17 protein-coding genes and 1 other RNA gene are annotated in these 22,760 nt (G+C 58.2%); 4 read left to right on the forward strand and 14 right to left on the reverse strand.

Going from position 1 to position 22,760, the window contains the following annotated elements:
- Positions 1–39: 39 nt before the first annotated feature.
- Both CE153_RS01685 and ptsP read right to left on the reverse strand, forming a co-directional pair.
- Positions 40–597 carry a YbhB/YbcL family Raf kinase inhibitor-like protein gene (locus CE153_RS01685; RefSeq protein ID WP_099571073.1) on the reverse strand — a complete coding sequence of 186 codons (558 nt, stop codon included), beginning with the start codon at positions 595–597 and terminating at the stop codon, positions 40–42.
- Positions 598–780: 183 nt separating this feature from the next.
- On the reverse strand, positions 781–2,430 hold the full coding sequence (ptsP, locus tag CE153_RS01690; protein WP_099571074.1) for a phosphoenolpyruvate--protein phosphotransferase: 1,650 nt from the start codon (positions 2,428–2,430) through the stop codon (positions 781–783).
- A 337-nt stretch (positions 2,431–2,767) separates the two neighbouring features.
- On the opposite strand from ptsP, the gene CE153_RS01695 reads away from it, so the two are divergent.
- Positions 2,768–3,028 (forward strand): HPr family phosphocarrier protein, encoded by a 261-nt coding sequence (locus CE153_RS01695; protein ID WP_099571075.1) that lies wholly within the window; start codon positions 2,768–2,770, stop codon positions 3,026–3,028.
- Between the two features lie 239 nt (positions 3,029–3,267).
- Complete coding sequence (locus CE153_RS01700; RefSeq protein ID WP_099571076.1) at positions 3,268–4,305, forward strand: LacI family DNA-binding transcriptional regulator; 1,038 nt, start codon at positions 3,268–3,270, stop codon at positions 4,303–4,305.
- 504 nt (positions 4,306–4,809) lie between these two features.
- Here the strand turns inward: CE153_RS01700 and CE153_RS01705 are convergent.
- The 5 genes from CE153_RS01705 to ffs all read right to left on the reverse strand — a co-directional run bounded on the left by CE153_RS01705 (position 4,810) and on the right by ffs (position 11,278).
- Positions 4,810–5,964 carry a DNA polymerase III subunit delta' gene (locus CE153_RS01705; protein ID WP_065446837.1) on the reverse strand — a complete coding sequence of 385 codons (1,155 nt, stop codon included), beginning with the start codon at positions 5,962–5,964 and terminating at the stop codon, positions 4,810–4,812.
- Positions 5,961–6,614 carry a dTMP kinase gene (gene tmk / locus CE153_RS01710; RefSeq protein WP_099571184.1) on the reverse strand — a complete coding sequence of 218 codons (654 nt, stop codon included), beginning with the start codon at positions 6,612–6,614 and terminating at the stop codon, positions 5,961–5,963. Before tmk ends, CE153_RS01705 begins: the two co-directional genes overlap by 4 nt.
- Before the next feature lie 108 nt (positions 6,615–6,722).
- Positions 6,723–9,764, reverse strand: coding sequence for a type I DNA topoisomerase (topA, locus tag CE153_RS01715; RefSeq protein ID WP_099571077.1), 3,042 nt, complete (start codon positions 9,762–9,764; stop codon positions 6,723–6,725).
- Between the two features lie 125 nt (positions 9,765–9,889).
- Positions 9,890–11,128, reverse strand: coding sequence for a phosphatase PAP2 family protein (locus CE153_RS01720; RefSeq protein WP_099594951.1), 1,239 nt, complete (start codon positions 11,126–11,128; stop codon positions 9,890–9,892).
- 53 nt (positions 11,129–11,181) lie between these two features.
- Positions 11,182–11,278: signal recognition particle sRNA small type (gene ffs, locus CE153_RS01725), an RNA gene on the reverse strand.
- Between the two features lie 199 nt (positions 11,279–11,477).
- On the opposite strand from ffs, the gene glf reads away from it, so the two are divergent.
- Positions 11,478–12,656, forward strand: a complete 1,179-nt coding sequence (glf, locus tag CE153_RS01730) for a UDP-galactopyranose mutase (protein ID WP_099571078.1) — start codon at positions 11,478–11,480, stop codon at positions 12,654–12,656.
- A gap of 87 nt (positions 12,657–12,743) precedes the next feature.
- Here glf and CE153_RS01735 read toward each other — a convergent pair whose 3' ends face one another.
- On the reverse strand, positions 12,744–13,886 hold the full coding sequence (locus tag CE153_RS01735) for an inositol-3-phosphate synthase (RefSeq protein ID WP_099571079.1): 1,143 nt from the start codon (positions 13,884–13,886) through the stop codon (positions 12,744–12,746).
- Between the two features lie 234 nt (positions 13,887–14,120).
- On the opposite strand from CE153_RS01735, the gene CE153_RS01740 reads away from it, so the two are divergent.
- On the forward strand, positions 14,121–16,442 hold the full coding sequence (locus CE153_RS01740) for a transglycosylase domain-containing protein (RefSeq protein WP_099594920.1): 2,322 nt from the start codon (positions 14,121–14,123) through the stop codon (positions 16,440–16,442).
- A gap of 177 nt (positions 16,443–16,619) precedes the next feature.
- Here CE153_RS01740 and CE153_RS01745 read toward each other — a convergent pair whose 3' ends face one another.
- The 6 genes from CE153_RS01745 to CE153_RS01770 form a co-directional block, all read right to left on the reverse strand.
- The gene (locus tag CE153_RS01745; RefSeq protein ID WP_099594921.1) at positions 16,620–17,675 is read right to left on the reverse strand and encodes a glycoside hydrolase family 43 protein; all 1,056 of its coding nucleotides are present in this window, start codon (positions 17,673–17,675) and stop codon (positions 16,620–16,622) included.
- Positions 17,676–17,804: 129 nt separating this feature from the next.
- Positions 17,805–18,278 carry a hypothetical protein gene (locus CE153_RS01750; RefSeq protein WP_099594922.1) on the reverse strand — a complete coding sequence of 158 codons (474 nt, stop codon included), beginning with the start codon at positions 18,276–18,278 and terminating at the stop codon, positions 17,805–17,807.
- A 118-nt stretch (positions 18,279–18,396) separates the two neighbouring features.
- Positions 18,397–19,290, reverse strand: a complete 894-nt coding sequence (locus CE153_RS01755) for a carbohydrate ABC transporter permease (RefSeq protein WP_052946459.1) — start codon at positions 19,288–19,290, stop codon at positions 18,397–18,399.
- A gap of 2 nt (positions 19,291–19,292) precedes the next feature.
- Positions 19,293–20,207, reverse strand: a complete 915-nt coding sequence (locus CE153_RS01760; protein WP_229027182.1) for a carbohydrate ABC transporter permease — start codon at positions 20,205–20,207, stop codon at positions 19,293–19,295.
- Positions 20,207–21,478 carry an ABC transporter substrate-binding protein gene (locus CE153_RS01765; protein ID WP_099594923.1) on the reverse strand — a complete coding sequence of 424 codons (1,272 nt, stop codon included), beginning with the start codon at positions 21,476–21,478 and terminating at the stop codon, positions 20,207–20,209. Before CE153_RS01765 ends, CE153_RS01760 begins: the two co-directional genes overlap by 1 nt.
- Before the next feature lie 200 nt (positions 21,479–21,678).
- Positions 21,679–22,698 carry a glycoside hydrolase family 43 protein gene (locus tag CE153_RS01770; protein WP_099594924.1) on the reverse strand — a complete coding sequence of 340 codons (1,020 nt, stop codon included), beginning with the start codon at positions 22,696–22,698 and terminating at the stop codon, positions 21,679–21,681.
- Positions 22,699–22,760: the final 62 nt, after the last annotated feature.

The following is a 22,760-nucleotide window of genomic DNA, read 5'->3' on the forward strand; positions in this document are numbered from 1 at the left end:
GGTATATTTCTGATCTTACTTTAGATTGTCTTTCAAAAATCAGGCTTTTCCAGTGAGGAAAATAGCGCCCTGATCAACGATTGTGCCGGAAGTACGCAGCGCACGTTCCATTTCGTTGAGCCAGAATCCCTGATTGAGGCCGGCAAGCGGAGCCGTGGTGCCCCACACATGCAGGTAGTAGTCGTGATCCCGATCCGGCGGATACGGACCGTTGTAACGCATCGTCACTGCGGGATCGCTACTGCGGCCTTGCAGCAACGGCGAAGCGGCGGACGTGCGTCCCTGAATCGTTTCAGGAATCATCGCGGAAACCGTGCGCGAGAAATCAGCCGGAATCGCGAGCGCGTGAGAATCGTTGAAATCGTACATCAGCGCGTCCACGGGCAGGTTCGCCAGAGACCAATGATTCCACTGGAAACCGCATACCGGAATCGAATCCGGATCAACGAATTCCCAATGCAGGAACTGCACTGCGGGATCAAGCGCATCAATGTAGAAGGGGAAGGAAACAATCGGCGTACCGTCGATGCAGTTCTCAGGCGGCGCCGCCTTGGCAAACGCGTCGGGAATGACGGTGAAATCTGCGGAAATCTTCATGCACCCAGTATCCCTCAAGCGTCTGACTCATACAAGGCTTCAATTGACGGCATAACGAAACGACCCCTGCGGGCGAGTCTATGGGGGCACGCGGGCAGGGGTCATTCCGGGAAACAGGGCCTATCAGACCTCACATCACTTGAAAAATAGGACGTTATAGGCGATAGGCACAGCTAGTACGGCTCAGTTGGCCGGGTGGTAGAAGTCGCCGTTGAGGGCGGCTTCGGCACGGGCCTGAGCTTCTTCGAAGGTGACTTCGGCAAGAGCGGCACGCACGTCGTCGAGTGCCACCGGAGTCATGGACAGGGAGTTCACGCCAAGACCGGCCAGCACCACGGCCAAATCCGGATCGGCAGCGGCCTCGCCGCACACGCCTACCGGCATGCCCTTGGCGTTGCCCGCGTCGCAGATCATCTTGATGGCACGCAGCACCGCCGGATGCCAGGCGGTCTGATAGTTGGCAACGGAACCGAGCGTACGGTCGGCGGCCAGCGTGTACTGGGTCAGATCGTTGGTGCCGATCGACACGAAGTCAGCCACATCGGCCACCTTGTCGGCCATAAGCGCGATCGACGGCACTTCGGCCATCGCGCCCACGAACTTCAAGCCGAAGCTCTTGCCGAGCTTCACGAAGTAGTCGGCCTCATGCTGGTCGGCAACCATCGGGGCCATAACCCACAGGTTCGCGTCGGTGGCGGCATCAGCTGCGGCGAGCGCCTTGAGCTGGCCTTCGAGCACGTCCATATGGGCGCGCAGGGTGCGCAGGCCGCGCAGACCGAGGGCTGGATTCGGCTCGTCTTCCGGAGTGAGGAACGGCAACGGCTTGTCGGCGCCGGCGTCGAGCATACGAATCACGACCTTCTTGCCCGGGAACTGGCTCAGCAGCTCGGTGTAAGCGCGGGTTTGCTCTTCGACGGTCGGCGGCTCGGAGTTGCCGATGAACAGGAATTCAGTACGGAACAGGCCAACACCCTCAGCGCCATATTCCAGCGCCTTGGCCGCATCGGCCGGCTTGCCCACGTTGGCGAGCAGCGGAATCAGATGACCATCCTTGGTGGAGCCCGGATTGCCGCGCAGTTCCTTAGCTGCGGCCGCACGGGACTTGGCGGCTTCGGCGGTGGCGATCTCCTCTTCGGTCGGATCAACGACAAGTTCACTCTTGGCCGCGTTCACGACCACGGTAGTACCGTCGGTCAGGTTTTCGGCTTCGGCTGCGGAAACAACCGCCACAATGCCACGAGCGCGAGCCAGAATGGCGGTGTGCGAGGTCGGGCCGCCCTGCGAGGTGACAATGGCGAGGGTCTTGCTCATGTCGAGCGCCGCGGTATCAGCGGGGGAAAGATCTTCGGCGACGAGCACGAACGGGGTTTCGCTCTGCGGCAAGCCCGGAGCGGGAGCGCCCATAAGGTCGGCGATCACGCGCTGTCCGACATCATGCAGATCGGCGGCACGCTCAGCCTGATAGCCACCGATGGCGCGGAACATGTCTTCCACTGCGGCGAAACCTTCGAGCACCGCACGTTCGGCGGTCTTACCCTGCTGAATCAGACCCTTGATGGATTCAGCCAACGACGGATCAGAAGCGAACATGGCGATGGCCTGCAGAATCGGAGCGGCCTGCTTGGCGCCTTCGTCACCATTGGCGGCCTCTTCGGCACGACGGTTCAGGTCGGCGTTCACCAATGCGAGAGACTTTTCAACGCGGGCGATTTCACTTTCGGCGGCAATGCCTTCCGCACGCGGAGCGTCCGACGGTTCCGGCAGTGGCTGCGCCATACGGATGACCGGGCCGACTGCAACACCTCGACCAATGCCAACACCCTTGATAATCATGTGAACTCCTTTGACCTGTTTCCTTGTTTCGTTGTTTGCCCGCGAAAGGAACGCGAACCGAACGTTTGTTGTCGTTGTTGTGATTTCCGCGCTTGCTTTGCGCGTCGAGTTACTGGATGATTCCCACCGTCTTTGCCGGTAAATCATTTTCAGCCTTCCCACAGTATACACACTTTAAGCCGTAACACACAACCGGTAAACGTTTTCTGCGTTTCGTAGAAAAAGGTGCTATAGTAGTCGTTAGCGGCGTACCGAGGCATTTCGCTCGGCAAGCAGCGCGACTTTCAAATAACACAACCAAAAATCAAACAACACACGACTCAAAGGAGTGTCCATCATGGCAACCCGCACCACCGTCATCAACGATCCCGTCGGCATCCACGCCCGTCCGGCCGCACAGTTCTCTCAGGCCGTCACCGCCTCCAACTGCACCGTCACCATCGCCAAGGAGGGCGGCAACCCGGTTCCGGCTGGCTCCATCCTGTCCATCATGGGCCTGGGCATCAAGCAGGGCGATTCCGTGATCATCGACGTGCAGGGCACCGATGACGAGGCCGTGGCAGACAACCTGCTGAACATCCTCGTCAACGCCGAGTGATCTTCCTTTTGCTGAAGATTTCAGAATTTCACAAGATATTCAACAATCTTCAGTTGTTGCATCGCAATTATGAAATCGCAATGCAACATGCATGATTGCGATATTTGCGATACTTGCTTTCAGCCACCTGCCGCTTTCGACGGGTGGCTGTTTTATTCTTAAATACGCGATTGAGACACGACAGTAATTCGAATAATCCGAGTTTTTTCGAGCATTTCGAATATCTGTAGGAGGAGAGCATGGCACGTACAACCGACAACGCTTCAGCTTCGGCAGCTTCGGCGAACAGTTCGATCGCGAACGTCGCGGCGCTGGCCAACGTCTCCATCGCCACCGTCTCCCGCGTACTTTCCGGCAAACGCACCAAAGACGACGACATCGCACGCCGTGTGCGAGCGGCCGCGGCACACCTCAACTATTCGGTCAATTATGCGGCGAGCGCGTTGCGCAGCACCGTCACCAACACCATCGGCCTGGTGATTCCGACCGCCACCGACCCGTTCTGTGCGCAGCTGCTTGACGCAATCGAACCCGTCATCGACGTGGATTCGCGGCAACTGCTGCTGGGCATCGGCGGCGATCAGGCCACGCAGGTTCAACGTATCGAATCGTTGGTGGACCGCCATGTCGACGGTCTGATCGTGCTGCCTGCCTGGGCGGCCTATCTTTCCGCGGAGCTTGAACATTACGCCTCCACACTGCCGATCGTGCAGGTGGGCGGCCGCCAATGCTCGTTCCGCACATCCATGGTGAGCGTCGACGAAAACACAGCCATGGAAATCGTGATCAGGCATTTGGCCGAACGTGGCATCGCATCCGTGGCATACATGGCCGGCAAGGAAATCTCCTTCGAATCGGCGGAACTGTTCGCCATGTTCCACACGCAGATGCGAGCGCACCATCTTGCCACCGAAACCGAATGGAACAAGTTCGGAGACCGTAGCGTGCAGCGCGGATTCGACTGCGCCATGCGACTGTTTTCCGAGCCGCTCGTGCAGCCGGAGGCAGTGGTGTGTGCCGACGATTCGATCGCATTCGGTGTGATGGTGGCGTTGCATTCGCTCGGGCTTCGCGTGCCTCAAGATGTGCTGGTGGTTGGCTACAACGATTCGCCGATTGCACGCACCACCATGCCGGCGCTGACCAGCGTGCGCCCGCCGTTCAAACAAATCGTCTCCGAAGCGCTACGCCTACTCAACGACGCCCCCGGCAGCCCCGCGCATATCTCACTTGCGCCGCAACTGATCGTGCGCGAATCCACCAATTACCAGCGCTGAATCGCATTTTTGCAATTTTGCCGGCAGTTATCGCACGATAGCAAGTTTCTGATCGCACGGTTCGAAATAATCGCGAAAAAACGAAATTACGCGGCAGCAAGCCAAAATCATGCAGCCAAACAACCATTTCCCCACTCACTGGAGGAATCAGGACCCTAAAAGCCCCACCAGCGGGAAGATTGTTCCAGTGAGTGGAAGAATCAGGACGCTAGAAGCCCCACCAGCGGGAGAATTGTTCCAGTGAGTGGAGGAAAACGGACCTTCAGAGGCCAATCAGCGGGAAGATTCCTCCAGTGAGTGGAAGAAATAGGACGCTAAGAAACCAATCAGCGGGGCAATTCCTCCACTCACTGGAGGAATACGGACGCCAAAAGCCCTGTCAGCGGGAAGATTCCTCCAGTAACTGGAAGAATTAGGACGCTAAGACGCCCACTAGCAGGGCAATACCTCCAGCGACTGGAAGAATCTGCCCTCGGAAAACAGTATGTGCCAACGCCGCTAGCCCTAGCTGGCGATGAGGGAGCAGAAGAGAGCTTCAAAGACCAGTACGGGATTGCCATTGCCGGCCAGACGGCGACGCGCAACGGCAATATCCTCCAGCCGCCGCACCGCTCCCCCACGCGTAAGCCGCACCGACAGTTCGGTGATCGACGAACGATTCTCCAAATTAATCAGCCCCACCGAATCCTCGGCATTGTTCTGCAACACAGCCACATCACGGTAAATACTGGCAATCGAGTTCAACGCACGGTCAAGCACATCACGTGTAAGTCGCGTAGTCTGACGCTTCAGCTCGTCTTTTTTGGCAATCGCATTGTATGCGCCACGCAGCTTCGGAGGAATACGATCCTTCGCCCCAAGCCCATTGACTCTGCGAAAATCAGCTTCCGCCTCTGCCGCTTTGACCTTCACCTCCGCTTCGGCCTGCGCCTTCGCATTGTCGATAAGATTGCCGGCAAGCAGCACCGCATCCGACGCGCGACGCAATCCAAGCACGCCCACAATCAGCTCGTCGCGGTCAGACATCACCTGCTCATTCTTCGCATACAAGCGCGCGATGCCGATATGCCCTTCCGCAAGACGTGCGGCACGCACCGCGATTTTCGGCTCGAATCCGCCATTTTGCTCCAGAAATGCAGCCACCGCCTGCGTGGAGGGCACGGCAAGATTGACGATGCGAGTGCGCGAGCGAATCGTCGGCAACACGTCCTGCGCACTCGGCGCACACAAGAGCCAAATCGTATGCTCACTCGGCTCCTCAATCTCCTTGAGCAACACGTTGGTGGTGCGTTCCAGCATGCGATCGACATCTTCGATAATGATGATGCGCCACGGCGCAGTGCTTGGCATCTGCTCGGAAGTGGTGATGATGTTTCGCACCTCGTCGATGCCGATGGTCACTTTGTTGGTGGCCAGCACGGTCACGTCGGGGTGAGTGCCGGCAAGCACCTGCTGCGCGGCTTTGGTCGGCTCGTCGCCAAGACCATGATCGGGGCTCTCCAACGCCGCAGCAAACGCGCGCGCCACATTGGAACGACCCGATCCCGGAGGACCGCAAATTAACCAGGATTGCGCAATGGCTTTCGGATCGCCACTTGCGATGGCTTTGAGTTGTTCGACAACCTGCTGCTGGCCGACAATCGAATCCCACACGCTCACTGGGCGGCCTCCGATTGGAAAGTTTTCATTTGACTGATTTGCGCAAAATCGTTCTGAATATGCGCCCATACTTCATCGATGGATTGGCTGGCATCAATCACGCGGAAGCGTTGCGATTCCGCCTTTGCCAAGTCAAGAAACGCCTGTCGTGTACGACGTTGGAAATCGTTTCCTGCAGACTCCATGCGATCTTCATCATGCTGCAGTCGTGCATGCGATTGCACAGGGTCAAGATCCAGCAGATACGTGCGATTCGGCAATAGCTCGCACGTTGCCCACATACTCAAGTTGCGGATTTCACCTGCCGTCAATTCGCGGCCGCCCGCCTGATATGCAAGAGAAGAATCAAGGTAGCGATCGGTAATCACCACGGCGCCGCGTTCCAGCGCAGGGCGAATCACTTCGGCAACATGCTGGGCACGGTCGGCGGCGAACAGCAACGCCTCCGCACGTGGAGCAATATCCGCGTCGGAACCTTCCACACCGCCAAGCAGCAGCTTACGAATCGCCACACCAAGCACAGTACCGCCTGGCTCGCGCGTGACCACGCATTCGCGTCCCTGCGCCTCAACATACGCACGCAACCGTTCGACCTGCGTGGTTTTGCCGACACCGTCGATGCCTTCAAAGGAGATGAATATGCCCTGCATATTCATCACTGTACCCTGCGGCGTTCGCAACGCTACCGCTGCTCACTGCTACGGACAGCCCACCGGGCTGTCCGTCCTCAAAGGAGATGAATATGCCTTGCATATTCATCACCGGGCGGGAACTACGGCGGGACGGGCATATCCTTCGTTGGCGGCAAGCCATTCCACATCGGCCTTCACCGTGGTCGGCGTGGAACCGATCTCCTTGGCGATACGGGTGTTGGCCCAACCCTTATCAGCTAACTCGCGCACCTTGGCACGGCGATCGGCACGAACTTGATCAGCAGAAGCCTTAGCACCCTTAGCAGCAGTCTTCTTAGCAGCACCCTTGCGACCGCGCCTCTTCGACGGACCCTGCGCACGCTTCTCCGCCAACAGACGGAACGCCTCAGCCGGCTCGATCGACTCGGGAGCATACTGCTTCGGCAACGTACGGTTCGTTTCACCATCAGTGATATACGCGCCGTAGAAACCTTCCTTGATGGTCACCTGCTTCTGCGTTTCCGGATCGACGCCCAGTTCACGCAGCGGCGGCTTGGCAGCGCCACGACCGCGCCCACGACCATACTTCGGCTGGGCGAACAGTTCCTTCGCCTTGTCCAAATCAACCGTGAAAATCTCATCTTCCGAAGCGAGCGAGCGCGTATCCGACTTGCCATCGGCACCAGTCTTCGTCAAATACGGGCCGTAACGACCATTATTGGCTTGCACAGCAACCGTTTGCACTTCACCGGTCTGAGAATCCGCTTCCTCATAAGAACCAACTTCACGAGGCAAACTCAGCAAACGCAACGCATCATCCAACGTCAACGATTCCGGGCTCATCGTCTTGAACAACGACGCCATCTTCGGGCGATCGGCAGCCTTCTTAGCGCTCTTGCCCTTCTTCGGCTTGCCATCACCAGCCACGTCACCGTCAGCACCAGCATCCGCAGAAGGCATCACCAACGCAACATACGGGCCAAAACGACCATTACGCACTTCAACAGTGCCCCCGGAAACCGGATCAACACCAAGTGCACGCGGACCGCCGGAATGATTCTCAATCAAATCATGACCGACTTCCACCGTCAGCTCATCCGGAGCGAGAGTATCCGGCAGCGACGCACGCTTCGGATTGCCTTCATCATCCAGATGGTTCACATCCTCCAAATACGGGCCATACCTGCCGACGCGCACATGCAAACCGTCGCCGATCTCAATCGTATTGATCTCGCGAGCGTCGATTTCACCCAGCTGCGCGACCTGCTGCTGCAAACCGGCATGCGCCTCGTCCGCGGATTGCGCAGCACCCTCACCGGAACCGAAATAGAAGCGGGTCAGCCAATTCCTACCGGTCTCCTGACCGCTCGCGATCTGGTCAAGACCGCTTTCCATATCAGCCGTGAACTCGTAATCCACGTACCGCGGAAACTTCGTTTCCAGCAATTTGACCACGGAGAACGCGAGCCACGACGGAATCAACGCACGACCACGCTCATACACGTACCCACGATCGATAATCGTGGAAATAATGCTCGCATACGTGGACGGGCGGCCAATTTCCTTCTGTTCCAACGTTTTCACGAGCGACGCTTCGGTGTAACGCGCCGGAGGCTGAGTTTCGTGTCCGTCGGCGTCAACCGCCACCGCAGCGAGCGCATCGCCCGGATTCATCGGCGGCAGCGACACATTGTCATCCGACTTCTTATTCGCTTTGCTGGATTTGCCGGATTGCGCAGCCTGTTCAACGCTTTCAGCAGCATCACTCTTCTTCGATTCGGCGGACGCACGGCGGCCTTCACCGGTCGCCTTCATAAAGCCGGGGAATTCGATGACAGTGCCGGAAGCCTGGAACATGGCTTCCCCATTCGATTCGGTCGGCGCAGACAGTCGCACGGTCGCCGTGGAACCGGTTGCGTCGGCCATCTGGCAGGCAAGCGTGCGCTGCCAGATCAGCGTGTACAGCTTGAGCTGGTCGGCCGGCACTTTGCTTGCGATTTCCGCAGGGTCACGGAATTTCGCACCCGCTGGCCTAATGCATTCGTGGGCTTCCTGCGCACCCGCGGTTTTTGTGGCATATTGTTTCGGCGCATCCGACAGATAGTTTTCGCCGAAATGCTTGACGACCGCTTCACGCGCAGCTGCGATCGCTTCCTGCGACAGCGTCACCGAATCGGTACGCATGTAGGTAATATAGCCGTTTTCATACAATCCTTGCGCCGCACGCATGGTCTGACGTGAGCTCATGCCGAGACGATTGCCGGCGGTCTGCTGCAATGTAGACGTAGTAAACGGTGGAACCGGACGGCGACGGTACGGCTTCGTTTCCATCGACGCGACGGTAAACGTTGCAAATTCCAACGCCTGCGCAATCGCGGAAGCCTGCGCCTCATCCAACTGCATGACCTGATCCTTCGCATCGGTCGCAGTCAGCTTGCCATCGGCGCCGAAATCCTTGGAACCCGCCAAACGACGCCCACCAAGCGACACCATACGAGAATCAAACGCAACATTGTTGCCATCGGCATCCGGCGCTTCCAACGTTGCGGTGACATCCCAATACGAAGCACGCACGAACGCCATACGCTCGCGTTCGCGCTCCACGATCAAACGCGTGGCAACGGACTGCACACGACCCGCGGAAAGACCCGGACCAACCTTGCGCCACAGCACCGGAGAAAGCTCATAACCGTACAGGCGGTCCAAAATACGGCGGGTTTCCTGAGCGTCGACCATGTCGTCGTCAACGTCGCGAGTATTGTCAAGCGACGCTTTGATGGCTTCCTTCGTGATTTCGTGGAACACCATGCGCTTGACCGGCACTTTCGGCTTGAGCGTCTGTACCAAATGCCAGGCGATGGCCTCCCCCTCGCGATCCTCATCGGTTGCGAGGTACAGGGTGTCGGCTTTTTTCAACGCGCTTTTCAGCTCGGACACGGTTTTCTTCTTGTTGCCGTCGACGATGTAGTACGGCTTGAATCCGTCTTCCACGTCAACTCCGAACTTGCCGAATTTGGTTTTGTCGACGGCTGGCACCTGGCTTGGCTGCGCAAGATCTCGAATATGGCCGACCGAGGCCATCACCGTATATTCGGAGCCCAAATACCCACCGATTTTCTTGGCCTTGGTGGGAGACTCCACAATCACGAGCTTGCTGCCGGTAGCCATAGCCACTCCTTATTACTAGCGTTTGCAACGCAATAATACTCACTGACCGTATGCAGTTGGCAAACCGCCCGTGTGGCGCGAGCGGCCTTCACCGTAAAATTTCGGTGCACTCGCAGGTATGGACGTCAGCGTTTCGGCGGTGCCGGAGGAGCCCCTACCAGCCCAAGTTTCGTCAGTGGCGAGGCGGTTAGCTGACGCATAGCCAACACCAGGCCGAACACCAGCGACGCGATGGAAGCAGTCAAAATCACCGTGGAAAGATGCGCGCCGGAATTCGTCCATTCCGCGCTCATCACAAGTCCCGGCTGAATCTGCCAAATAATGTACGCGCCATACAGGGTTCCAAGCACACCGAACGTCAGCAACACGCTGCCGACAATCTGCACGGAAGGCGACGACGCACGCGATCCGGGCTCATCCATACCGTTCGCAAACGTTGCGGCGAGCATGAGCATGCCCACTCCGCCGACGATCAGCAGTGCCATGATCACGTCAGTCGGGCGGTGCCACTGCCCCGCGATCACAGACAATCCGACAAGCACCGCGTACGCCCAACCAATCACCGCAACCAATGCACGGCACATGCGAGGCACGGCGCACAACAGGATCGCCCCCGCCGTCGCAGCGAGTATGACATGCCCGGAAGGCGCGGAATTATTGGGATTTGATTCCAAATTAATCAGGTACGGACGTGGCAGCAGCGGCTTCAGCAACTCCGCCGCGGCAAAGCAGATTCCGCCGAAAACCGCCAGTTGCGCGATCAACAGCCATCGTTTTCTTACGATGAGCACGACGAGGGCGATTATCGACATAATCACGCTTGTTGCGACTACAACGGTGGAAATGGTGAAGACATGCACGACCGGTTCCAGCCATCCCGGCAGGGCCGCGTCGAATTTCGACCAGACCATATCCTCATAGCTTTGCCCTTCCATCGTGCGCACGCCCAACCACCAGACGCCCGCTGCGGCGGCAAGCAGCAGCAGACCGAACGCCACGCTGAGCACGATGCTCGATACGCGCGGGCGACGGGTCAGCGGATCGACTTTGGCGAGTCCTGCGTTCACTTCACGTGGGGAAAGCACCTGTTCGATCGGATCGACTTGGCCGGCTTGCGCAATCGGCGAGACCGGTGCGGCTGATGCAACCTGCGCAGTGTCGGAAAATTCCAGTTTTTGCCAAGACTGCGAGGATTGTTGATCCGACGCGGGTTGCGCGGGAATCGGCGCGGACTGCGGCGATGATTGTTGGGAAGCTGTCTGCGACGATGGCGGCTGCGGTGCAGGAACGGGCGCGACCGGCTGCTCCAACATATTCGCGGACTTATGCGGGTCTCGGATGATTGGCTTGAATTCGTCGGTCATAATCATTGAGAATACGACATCGGCTCTACGGTATGCAGGAATGGCAAGAAGATATAAGAAAACCTCCACGCACCCGGAAGAGGCCACTTACCCTTGCTGCATTCCTGCCCTGGGGGAGTTGGGTGACGTACCGCCACGCGGAGGCAAAGACCAGTGTACACCATGCCCGGACCGAACCGCGCCGGAAACCCACGTAGGCCATGCCGTAGGTCGCCATGCAGGCCTCGCCATACGAAAAAATCGAACGTCAAAAATGCTGCACCCCATGTTAAGGAGGATGGACGGGTATGCTTGATGAGGAATCGCACACGAATATTGTGTGTTTGTTTGAGTTCGGAAGGTTGTTCTTATGACTGAATCGGTGGAGTATCCCGATCTGGTGGTCGTGGGCGCGGGCCTGTTCGGCCTGACCGTGGCCCAGCAGGCCGTGGAGCATCTGGGCGCGAGGGTCGAGATCATCGACGTGCGTGACCACATCGGCGGCAACGCGTACAGCTACATGGACGAGGAGACCGGCGCGGAGATCCACAAGTACGGCGCCCACCTGTTCCACACGTCCAACCGGCGCGTGTGGGACTACGTGAACAGGTTCACCTCGTTCACGAACTACGTGCACCGCGTGTACGCCACGCACGACGGCGAGGTCTACCCCCTGCCGATCAACCTGGGCACCATCAACCAGTTCTTCCATGCCCACTACACGCCCGCCGAGGCCAGGGCGCTCGTGGCCGAGCAGGCCGGCGAGCTGGCGGGCCAGGATCCCCGGAACCTCAACGACAGGGGCATTTCGCTGATCGGCCGTCCCCTGTACGAGGCGTTCATCAAGAACTACACGGGCAAGCAGTGGCAGACTGACCCGAAGGACCTGCCCGCGGGCATCATCAACCGCCTGCCGGTGCGTTTCAACTACGACAACCGCTATTTCAGGGACACGTGGGAGGGCCTGCCCACGGACGGCTACACCGCGTGGATGGAGCGCATGATCGACGATCCGCGCATCCACGTGACCCTGGAGACCGACTTCTTCGACGAGTCCCAGCCGTACAACAGGAAGGCTTTGGCCACGGCTGGCGTGCCGGTGGTGTACACGGGCCCGGTGGACCGCTACTTCGACTACTCGCTGGGCGAGCTCAAGTGGCGCACGGTCGACTTCAAGGAGGTGCGTTACGACGAGGGCGACCATTTCGGATGCCCGGTGATGAACTTCTCCGACGCGGACGTGCCGTACACGCGCGCGATCGAGTTCAAGAACTTCAACCCGGAGCGCGCCTCCTCCCAGAATCCCGACAGGACCGTGGTGTGGGAGGAGTACAGCCGTTTCGCCGAGCGTGGCGACGAGCCGTACTATCCGATCAACACGGAGGCCGACAGGGCGCTGTACGCGAAGTACGAGGAGCTCGCGAAGGCCGAGCCGAAGACGGTGTTCGGCGGCCGTCTGGGCACGTACAAGTACTACGACATGCACAATGTGATCGACACCGCGCTGACCGCGTACGAGGAACAGGTCGAACCACTCCTCAAGAAGTGACGATACGCATCGTTTCCAAATCGTAATGAAGAATCCCCAATCCACCGACGGTAGATTGGGGATTCCTCATATCAGGCGAACCAAAAATCAGGCGCGCCACACATCCTTGCCGGCGGCCTTCGCTGCGGCGACATCGGCATCAAGCTGCTCTTCGCTGCCCTCAACGCTACCCTTGATGAACTCCTCCACCAAGCGGCGCGCCTCACCATCCTCGTGCTGGACGGCCGGCGACTTCATGAAGTAGGAGCTCGGAGCCAGAATCGGACCGGCCAGATGGCGATCGAGCGCAATCTTGGCGGCACGCACGGCGTCAATCACAATACCGGCGGAATTCGGGGAATCCCACACCTGCAGCTTGTATTCCAAGCTCAGCGGCACATCACCGAACGTGGTGCCCTCAAGACGCACGAACGCGAACTTGCGGTCGTCAAGCCATGCCACGTAATCGGACGGGCCGATATGCACATTGTGCGGGTCCATATCGTGCGGCACCACGGAAGTGACGGCGCGAGTCTTGGAAATCTTCTTGGATTCCAGGCGCGAACGCTGCAGCATGTTCATGAAGTCCATATTGCCGCCCACATTGAGCTGGTACGTGCGGTCCAGGCGCACGCCACGGTCTTCGAACAGGCGGGCGAGCACGCGGTGCGTGATCGTGGCGCCAACCTGAGACTTGATGTCGTCACCGACGATCGGCACACCGGCGTCACGGAACTTCTGCGCCCATTCCGGATCGGAGGCGATGAACACCGGCAGGCAGTTCACGAACGCGCAGCCGGCGTCCATGGCGGCCTGGGCGTACGCCTTGTCGGCCTGCTCGGAACCGACCGGCAGGTAGGAAACAAGCACGTCGACCTTCTTGTCACGCAGCACCTGGGCCACGTCGACCGGCTCGGCGTCAGACTCTTCGATCATCTGACGGTAGTACTCGCCCAAACCATCGTTGGTCGGGCCGCGCAGCACCTCAACGCCCAGGTTCGGCACGTCGGCAAACTTGATCGTGTTGTTCTGCGACGCCTCGATGGCTTCAGACAAGTCCTTGCCGACCTTCAGCGCATCCACGTCGAACGCGGTGACGAATTCGATGTCACGTACGCGGTATCCGCCGAAATTGTTGTGCATCAGGCCGGGAATCTTATCCTCGTCCTTCGTATCTTTGTAGTATTCAATGCCCTGCACCAACGACGAGGCGCAATTGCCAACACCGGCGATAGCTACACGAATGCTCATCTGTAAACGACTCCTCTGTTATATATGCGTTTCACAGGTACCAAGTTTCAAGCATACCTGCGAAACAGCAAAAAGGCACCTGAAAAACTGACAAAACCCTGAAAATCAGCCGATATTGAGGCAACGTCCTGCAAACTGTCGATTTGTAAAAGAGCTGCGCAAAAAATGCCCCCGCCAAGGCAAACGCACCTATTTCCACCTGATTTCTCAAGTCAATCAGCTACGGTGGAAGCTATGGTTTCACACACACGAAGCGTAAGCTCACGCTCAAGAAGCGCCCGCAACGGCGGCGCCAGCAGCAATCGCAGCAACGCATTCCATAGCGCGCCCAAGCCGCAGAACCATGGATCGCACCGCGCCAACGGACCTAAGAAAAAGCAGAACAAACGCAAGCATCTCGTACTGAAGTGGGTACTCGGCATCTTCGCGGCACTGCTCGCAGCAGGAATCGGCCTGTTCGCCTACATGTATATCACCACGGAAATCCCCGAACCGGAGAAGTTTGCCCTCGCCGAAAAAACCACCGTCTACTATTCCGACGGCACTACGGAAATTGGCAGCTACGCGGAGCAAAACCGCGAAATCATCGACTGCGCGGTACTGCCTGATTACGTGGGCAACGCGATCGTCGCATCGGAAGACCGATCCTTCTACACCAACAAGGGCATCGACCTGTATGGCATCGCGCGAGCACTGTATACGAACTTGACCACCGGCAGCAGGCAAGGTGGTTCGACCATCACCCAACAGTATGCGGAACGCTACTATTTGGGCGAAACCACGTCGTATTCCGGCAAGCTGAGGGAAGCGTTCCTGGCCATCAAGATCGCGCAGGCACAAGATAAAAGCCAGGTGCTGTGCAATTACATGAACACGATTTATCTTGGTCGTGGCGCGTATGGCATTCAGGCGGCGGCGAAGGCGTATTTCAACAAGAACGCCAGCGATCTGACCTTGCCGGAATCCGCCATGTTGGCCGGTATCATTCCGGCGCCGAGCTCATGGGATCCGGCCGTCAATCAGGAACAGGCCGAAAAGCGATACGACCGCGTGCTCAGCATCATGAAGGAAGACGGCTACATCACCGCCCAGGAGAAGAAGGAAGCGCAGTTCCCTGCCGTGGCGGAAATACAGCAGAGCAACCAGATGGCCGGCGCGAACGGGTATCTGCTGGCCACGGTGAAGAACGAACTGGTCAATTCCAAGGCGTTCACCGCCGATGATTTGGAAACCGGCGGCTACAAGATTGTCACCACGCTTGACAAGGGCATGCAGGACGAGATCCAACAGGTCGGCGACACCCGGCCGGAAGGCATGCCGGAAAGCATCCAGGTGGGCGGCATTGCGGCCGATCCGAAAACCGGTTCCGTCAAGGCCATGTATGCAGGCAACGATTACCTCACCAAGCAGCTCAACAACGCCACACAGGCCACATTCGAGCCGGGTTCCACGATGAAGCCGTTCGGTTTGCTGGGAGCCGCTCAGGAGGGTGTGAATTTCAACACGTTGTTCAACGGTAATTCCGGCCTGACGTTTGAGACGACTCCGGGAACCACCGCGCAGGTGCCGAACGCACTTAACACCAACTGGGGGTACATCAACCTCTATCAGGCGACCGCGAATTCGGTGAACACCGTGTTCATGGAGGTCAACAAGCACCTCGGCGCCGCGAATCTCGCCAAGATCGCGCATCAGGCGGGCATTGAGGAAGACATCGCCGAAGACACCACCTACAACATTCTGGGCATCAACGGCATTACCGTGTGGGATCTGGCGCAAGGCCACTCCACCATTGCGAACGATGGCGCGAAGAACACGCTGCACATCGTCGACAAGGTGCTCACGTCCGACGGTTCGAAGGAACTGTACAAGACGGCGCAGGAGAACCAGCAGGTGTTCGATGCGAACGATTGCCATCTGGTACAGAAGGCCATGCAGGGCACCACCACGTATGGCACCGCGGCTGGCGTTTCGACACGTCTCGGACGCCAGGTGGCCGGTAAGTCCGGCACCGCGAACGACGAGAAGGCGGCTTCGTTCGTAGGCTACACGCCGCAGCTGCTCAATGTGTGGGCCATTTGGAATCCCGCGGAAGACGGCAGTGCGCAGGAAGTGCCATCATTCGCAGGATATGGCGTTTCCTCCACCGGCTACCCATCGCATCTGTTCGAGGAGTTCATGTCACTCGCCCTGCAGAATCAGGAGGTGATGACCTTCACCGAGCCAACCGACAACGGCAAGATCGGCGGTCCGGACGGCACATGGGGCACCGGCGCGCAGAAGACCCAAACACGGCAGAACCAGGAGACGCCGAAGGTCGAGGAGAACACCGAGCAGACCACGCCTGATCCGACGCAGAACAGCGATCAGAACAGCGGCGGTAACGGAGACGGAGACAATTCCGGAACCGGCGGAACCGTCAGCAACGGCAGCAACAGCAGCAACAGCGGAGACGGCAGCGGAGACAATTCCGGCGGAACCGGCGGCGATACTAGCGGCGGAGGCTCCACCAGCGAATCCAACGGCCAGACCGGAACCAACGGAAATACGCAGTAGATTTCGGCTGAGTTCCGAGTCCCAGTCCTAAAGTCTGAAAACCGTAATCCCCGTACTGCTATTCCATTTTCGTGGCCCGAAAAAGGGCGAAAATGGAAGCAGTACGGGGATTGCGTGTTTAGGGACCATCAAGCGTTAAAACCGCGTGGTTTTAACGAATTAGAGGGGCTTTACGAATCAGAGAACTTGGATGAGACGCTCGTATTCCTCGCGAGTCAGCGAGGCGACGCCGCCATGCTTGGTGTGCGGCGAGAGGAAATAATCCGCGGCGTTTAACGGATGCCAGCCGGCGTCAAGATCCTTCGTGCTCATGGGCTTGTAGCCGATTGACGGTATGACGTCCACGAACAGATACCATTCGTCGTCCGGCCCACCGTTGTTGTGATGGTTAGCGAATACCGCGGGACCTTCCACACCGCCGGGATTGCCGTCTTCCACATAATTCGCACCGATATGACGTTGTATGACATGCCATTGCGTGTCGGATTCCCACCAGCGCCGCGCATCGGTGTAGTCCATCCAAATGCCGTTGCCGAAGGAATTGTCTTTGGTGATGCGATACGTGCGCAGCCCGCCGTCCGGCAATGGACGCTGCACCATGGTGGTGTCGATGGAATCGCCACCGGTGTCGATCAGCACGCCGCCGAATTCGAACGTATCCTGTGTGAAGTCGGCGGTCGCGCCCCACAGCACGGAACTGGTCACAGAATTATCATCATGCGCCGTATCCGCATCGTCGAATACGGTGCTGGACCAGTACATTACGAATGCGCCGCGATCGCCTTCATATTCCTCCGGATAATAGTCCGGCACCCACAGGCATTCGCAGGCCCATGCCATGCCAAGCTCCAGATGGGAGCCGTCTGGCTTGCGGGACACGTCGAGCATGCGCGGCCCGCTCCAATGGAGCAGATTGTCGGATTCCCAGATAATGAGATTCGTGCTGGCGTGGTGGCTCCATTCGTACCAGCCGCCGTCGTCGCCTCCGAACACGCGCAGGTCGGTGGCCATGATGTACCACTTGCCGGTGTCGGGATTGCGGATGATATGCGGGTCGCGTACGCCTGTGGTGCCGAGGCACGAAGCCAGCACGGGCTTTCCATCGTTGAGCGGTACCCAACGGCGCGGATTGTCGCCGTCGGATATATCCATGTAGATCTTCTCAGCATAGCCGTCCGAATCCTCGATGAAGTGGACGAGCAGGTAGCCGTAGTCGTCGGTTGAGTCGGTCATGGTCTCACCTTGTGGTTGTGGATGAATGGATTGGATGAGTGATTGTGTTCGATGATGTGCCGCGTCAGGATGCGCGGATACGAAAAAGCCGCCGCCACGAGAGCGACAGCTTCGTTCGGGAAGGAGGAATCAGCCCTGATGCGTGCGGGCCCATGTGCGGATCGCATCCTGCTGCGCGGCAACGGCCTTGTTGCGGGCAAGATAGATTACCAGAGTGACGGAATACAATGCGAGTCCGATCAGATCCATGGTTCCGAGGGAGAAGACCATGACAATCACCAGCCAGATGATCACCCACCGATTGACGGTTCCCGGAGCGAGGCAACGCATGGCCGTGATGAAACTGACGATGCCGACGATCAGCACCAGCAGAGCGTAGATGTTTGTCACCGTCGAGGCGTTGTCCACCGCGGAATAGTCCGTCTGCAGCATGCCGTTGCGTTCCAGCACATCGTATGTCCGCCCCTTGAACCAGCTGCCGAACATGAACAGCGTGACAGACGCCATGATCACGTTATAGGAGGCGGCAACGATCATCAGCACTCGTTCGGCCTTACGTGCCAACGGGGCCGGCAGGCAAGCGCCATTGCTTTGCGAATTCATAGTATTCCTTTCCGTTTGCCGACTTGGCGATACTATCATTTCAACGATGGAAAAGGGAAGGATTGGGACTGCTCGTTTCCGATAGCAGACCCAATCCTTGTGCCATATCCGAAGCGGCTCAGCCCTTCAGACCGGAAGTGATGTTCAGCGACTGCAGGAAGTACCGCTGCGCGAACAGGAACAGCAGGAGCGTCGGGACTATGGCCATGCAGGTGGCCGCCATCAGGGAGCCCATCTGGTTGTACTGGCCCATCTGGTTGCTCAGCAGCTGCAGACCTGCCGTGACCGGCATCTTGTTGATGTCGTTGAACACCAAGGTAGGCCACAGGAAGTCGTTCCAGGCGCCGGTGAAGCTGAACAGGAAGATGACGATCAGGATCGGGCGGATGGCCGGCAGCATGATGCGGGTGAAGATCTGGAAGTCGGAGGCGCCGTCGATCTCGGCCGCCTCATCCAGTTCCTTCGGGATGCCCTTCATGAAGTTGCGCACCAAGAAGATGTTCGCCACGTTGCCCAGACCCGGCACGATGCAGGCCCAGTAGGTGTTGACCCAGCCCAGGGAGGCGATGATGCGGTACTGCGGGATCATGTTGACCACGGCGGGGAACATCGAGATGAGCAGCAGGACGAAGAAAATCGTGTCACGGTATTTGAAGTTCAGTCGCGAGTAGCCGAAACCGGCGAGAGCGACGATGCACACGGACAGCACCGCGAACACGGTCGAGATGACCAGCGAGTTGCCGAGCCAGTTCAGGACCGGGTAACTGGCGGACGCCTCGATCAGCGTCACGTAGTTGTCGAGCACCCACTTCGCCGGCAGGAAGTTGAACGCGTTGGAGGTGAATTCGGCGACCGACTTGAACGATGTCGTCACGGTGTAGATCACCGGCAGGAGCCATACGACCGCCAGCACGATGAGCAGCACATAGACCGCGATCAGCGAAGGGCTTACTTTCTTCGTTTTGTTTTCTGGAATTACCGGACGCGAGGCTTGCATTGTTGCAGCGGACATCGTCAGTCCTCCTTGTTCATGAAGATGAGCTGGATTGCGGCAATGGCCATCAGGATGATGCCCAGCAGCAACGCCATTGCGGAAGCCATGCCTGCGGCTGCAGGACCGGCGGGGAATGCGAGGTTTCGAATATCCATCAGCAGCACCTGCGTCTGGTAGTTCGGCCCGCCGTTGGTCAGCATGACCGGCTGGCCCCACACGTTGAACGCACCGGTGGTGGTCATGATGGTGGTGTAGAACAGCGGCAGCTTGATCTCCGGCAGAGTGATGGAGAAGAAGATCCTGATAGGACCCGCACCATCCACCTTTGCTGCCTCGTACAGGCTTTCGTCCACACCGGACAGCGCGGAACGGTAGATGACGAGGTTGCCGCCGATGCCAGCCCACAGCACAAGCACGAAGATGGTGATCCATGCGTATGGGTTCTTGCCCAGCCAGTTGATGTCGGTGTGGAAGGTGGTGTTCAGCAGACCGAACTGGGAGTTGAAGACCATGCGCCAGACCAGTGCGCCGGCGGCGATGGAGATCAGACCGGGGATGTAGAAGATTGCTTGGAACAGCCCGGCGCCCTTGAGTCCCTTTTTGCCGAGCGCCACGGCAAGCAGCAGCGGCACGATGATGGTCAGCGGCACGCTGATCAGCACGAAGATCAGGGTATGCCAGAGGTCACGCCAGAAGATCGAGTAGAAGTAGGTGCTGGGATCGAAGATCTTCGCGAAGTTCTGCAGTCCGACGAATTGCGGAGAGCCGACCATGTTCCAACGGGTGAACGCCAGCCCGATGCCGAAGATAATCGGGATGATGCCGAACACCGCGAAGATGATGAAGTGCGGTGCGATGTACGGCAGAGCATGCCAGATGGAGTTTTTGCGCTTCATGGATGATGCTGCGGATCCGATCGTAGATGTTTTACTCATCACGATTCCTCCTGAATCTCGATTTGGCCCTGGGCCATGAGGTCGAGGGTCTTCAGACCTTCCTCAAGACCGACATTGCCGTAGACGATGTCGTTGTATGTGCCCCAACCAGCGGTTGCGTAGCCTCCGTAGAGGTAGTTGGAGGTCTTGATGTAGTCGCGTTCCTTCTTGCCGTTGGTGAAGGACGCCTGAATCAGCTTCTGGTACTTCGGATTGTTCAGATCGCGGTAAGCCGGGGAGATGGAGCCAACTTCCGACCAATCCATCCAGTGCTCGTACACGTACTTGACGAAATCTGCGGCCGCCGCGGACTTCGCCGCGGAGCGGTGCGGATCCTTCAATTGCATCCAGTTGCACTGATAGAAGAAGTTCACCAGGTTGTCGGCGCTGTACTGCAGAGTGTTGGCTTCCGCGATCTTGTCGGCGCCCAAGGTGTTGGACATGTTACCCTGCGCCCAAGTGCCGAGCTGTGCAAACACGGCCTTGCCGGAACCGAATGCCTGCTCGCCGTCGACATCCATCGGGGCGATCACACCGGCGTCGTACGCTTCCTTGAGCTTCTCCATAGGCTTGCGCCACACGTCCTTGGTCAAGTCGTCCATATCGTTCTCAAGCGTGCCGCCCGCGCCGTACAGCAGAGACATGAAGGCCCATGGAAGGTTGCCGTAGGTCAGGGCGTAGGTGCCTTCGGGCAGCTTGCCTTTGAGGTCCTTGATCTCGTCGATGGTGACGAATCCGTCGTCGAGGATGTACTGCAGGTTGTACTTCTTGACCAGATCCTTGTTGTAGTAGATGGCCATCTGGTACAGATACAGCGGAATGCCATAGGCCTTGCCATTGACGGTGACACCCTTCCAAGTGGCGGGCAGGAAGCTGCTCTCCTTGAGGTCCGGAGCGACCTTCTGCCAATCGTCCATGGTGTTGAGCAGACCTTGGGACTGCAGGACGGCAGTCTGGAACTGATCGCCGATAATGATGTCGGGGATGTTCTTGCCGGTCTGCATCACAGAGTAGATCTTCGTGGTCAGATCGCCGCCGTTCATCGGCTGGAAGACGACCTTGTAATCGCTCTGTGCGTTGTATTCCTTGACGATGCGCTGCATCGCAGGACCGTCATCTCCCACCAAGTTGTTCCAGAAGTAGATGGTCTTGCTTTCGCCCGAAGAGGCACCGCAGCCTCCGGCGGCAAGCACAAGTCCAAGTGACGCACACACGGCTACGGCAGCCTTGGCGAAGCGCCGCAACCCGGTAAGATGCCTGGATATAGACATTGTGTTTCCTTCCTTTTCCTCAACAGCCCATCACTGGACCGCTCCTCGTTGCAATTCGAATGGGAAGAATCCTCCTCGACCGAGCCTCCCTGCTCATTTGCAACGTTGTAGTTTTGATTATATATCTTTTTCCATCGTTGTACAAACGATAACACGCCAACGAAGGCGGCATGCTTACGCTGGCCCCTCCGACCGCACTTTCAGCGGGTCGCGGCCGGGGTTCCCGCAAGAGCGCCGCCGTCGGCCGGCAACACATCCGTCGTGTCCGGAGTCCACAGATTGTCGGGTTCCGGCACGCCGAAGTCGGGGCCGTTCTCCGTCCACTTGACCACGCCGACACGGGCATGACGATTCGGGTCAAACAGCGGATCGCCCTTGATTTCCGTGTAGTTGCGGCAATGGTAGATCATCAGGTCTTCGGAATCGTCCTCGGACTTGGTGAACGAGTTGTGGCCGGGGCCGTACTGGCCGTTTTCGGCGCAGGTCTTGAATACCGGCACCGGGCTCTTGGTCCAGGAATCCTTGTTCAGCAGGTCGCTGCCGCGCTCGGCGGTGAGCAGGCCAACGGCATACGGTACACCGGTTCCGGAGGCGGAATACGTGATGTAGATCTTGTTCTCGTGGAACAGGAAGGCCGGGCCTTCGTTGACGAGGAAGTCGATGCATTCCCAGTCATATTCCGGCTTGGTGAGCATGACCGGCTCACTGTCCAGCGTCCACGGGTTTGCCATCTTGGCGATGTACAGGTTGGAATTGCCTTCGATCGCGGGATCTTTCTGGGCCCACACCAGGTACTGCACACCGTCGATCACCTCGGTGGTGGCGTCAAGCGCGAAAGAGTCGATCGGGGTGACGATCTGACCCTTTTCCACCCAGTTGTCGGTGGTGGGGTCGTCATCGGTGTTCTCCAGCACGAACATGCGGTGGGTCGGTAGGCCGGAGGCCTCGAAATCCGTTGCGGCGCCTGCGAAGTAGATGTACCAAGCGCCGTTGATGCGGTGCAGTTCCGGAGCCCAGATGTAGATGCTCGCCGGGCCGGATTCATGCTTGCGCCACACCACAGTCTCAGGGGCCTTCTGCAGGTCGTTGATATTCGATGCGTGACGAATGGCGATGCAGTTGTATTCCGGGTCGGAGCCAGTGAAGTAGTACTCGCCGTCAACTTTGAGGACCCAAGGATCTGCTCGCTGAAGCACGATCGGATTGTTGTAAACAGCCATGTCTAGTCCTTTTCAATCCGTTGTTCCAGTAATTTACAACGTTGAATATATCACTATTACAA

Origin of the sequence: Bifidobacterium sp. N4G05 (genome assembly GCF_002742445.1) — a bacterium.
Classification (GTDB): domain Bacteria; phylum Actinomycetota; class Actinomycetes; order Actinomycetales; family Bifidobacteriaceae; genus Bifidobacterium; species Bifidobacterium hominis.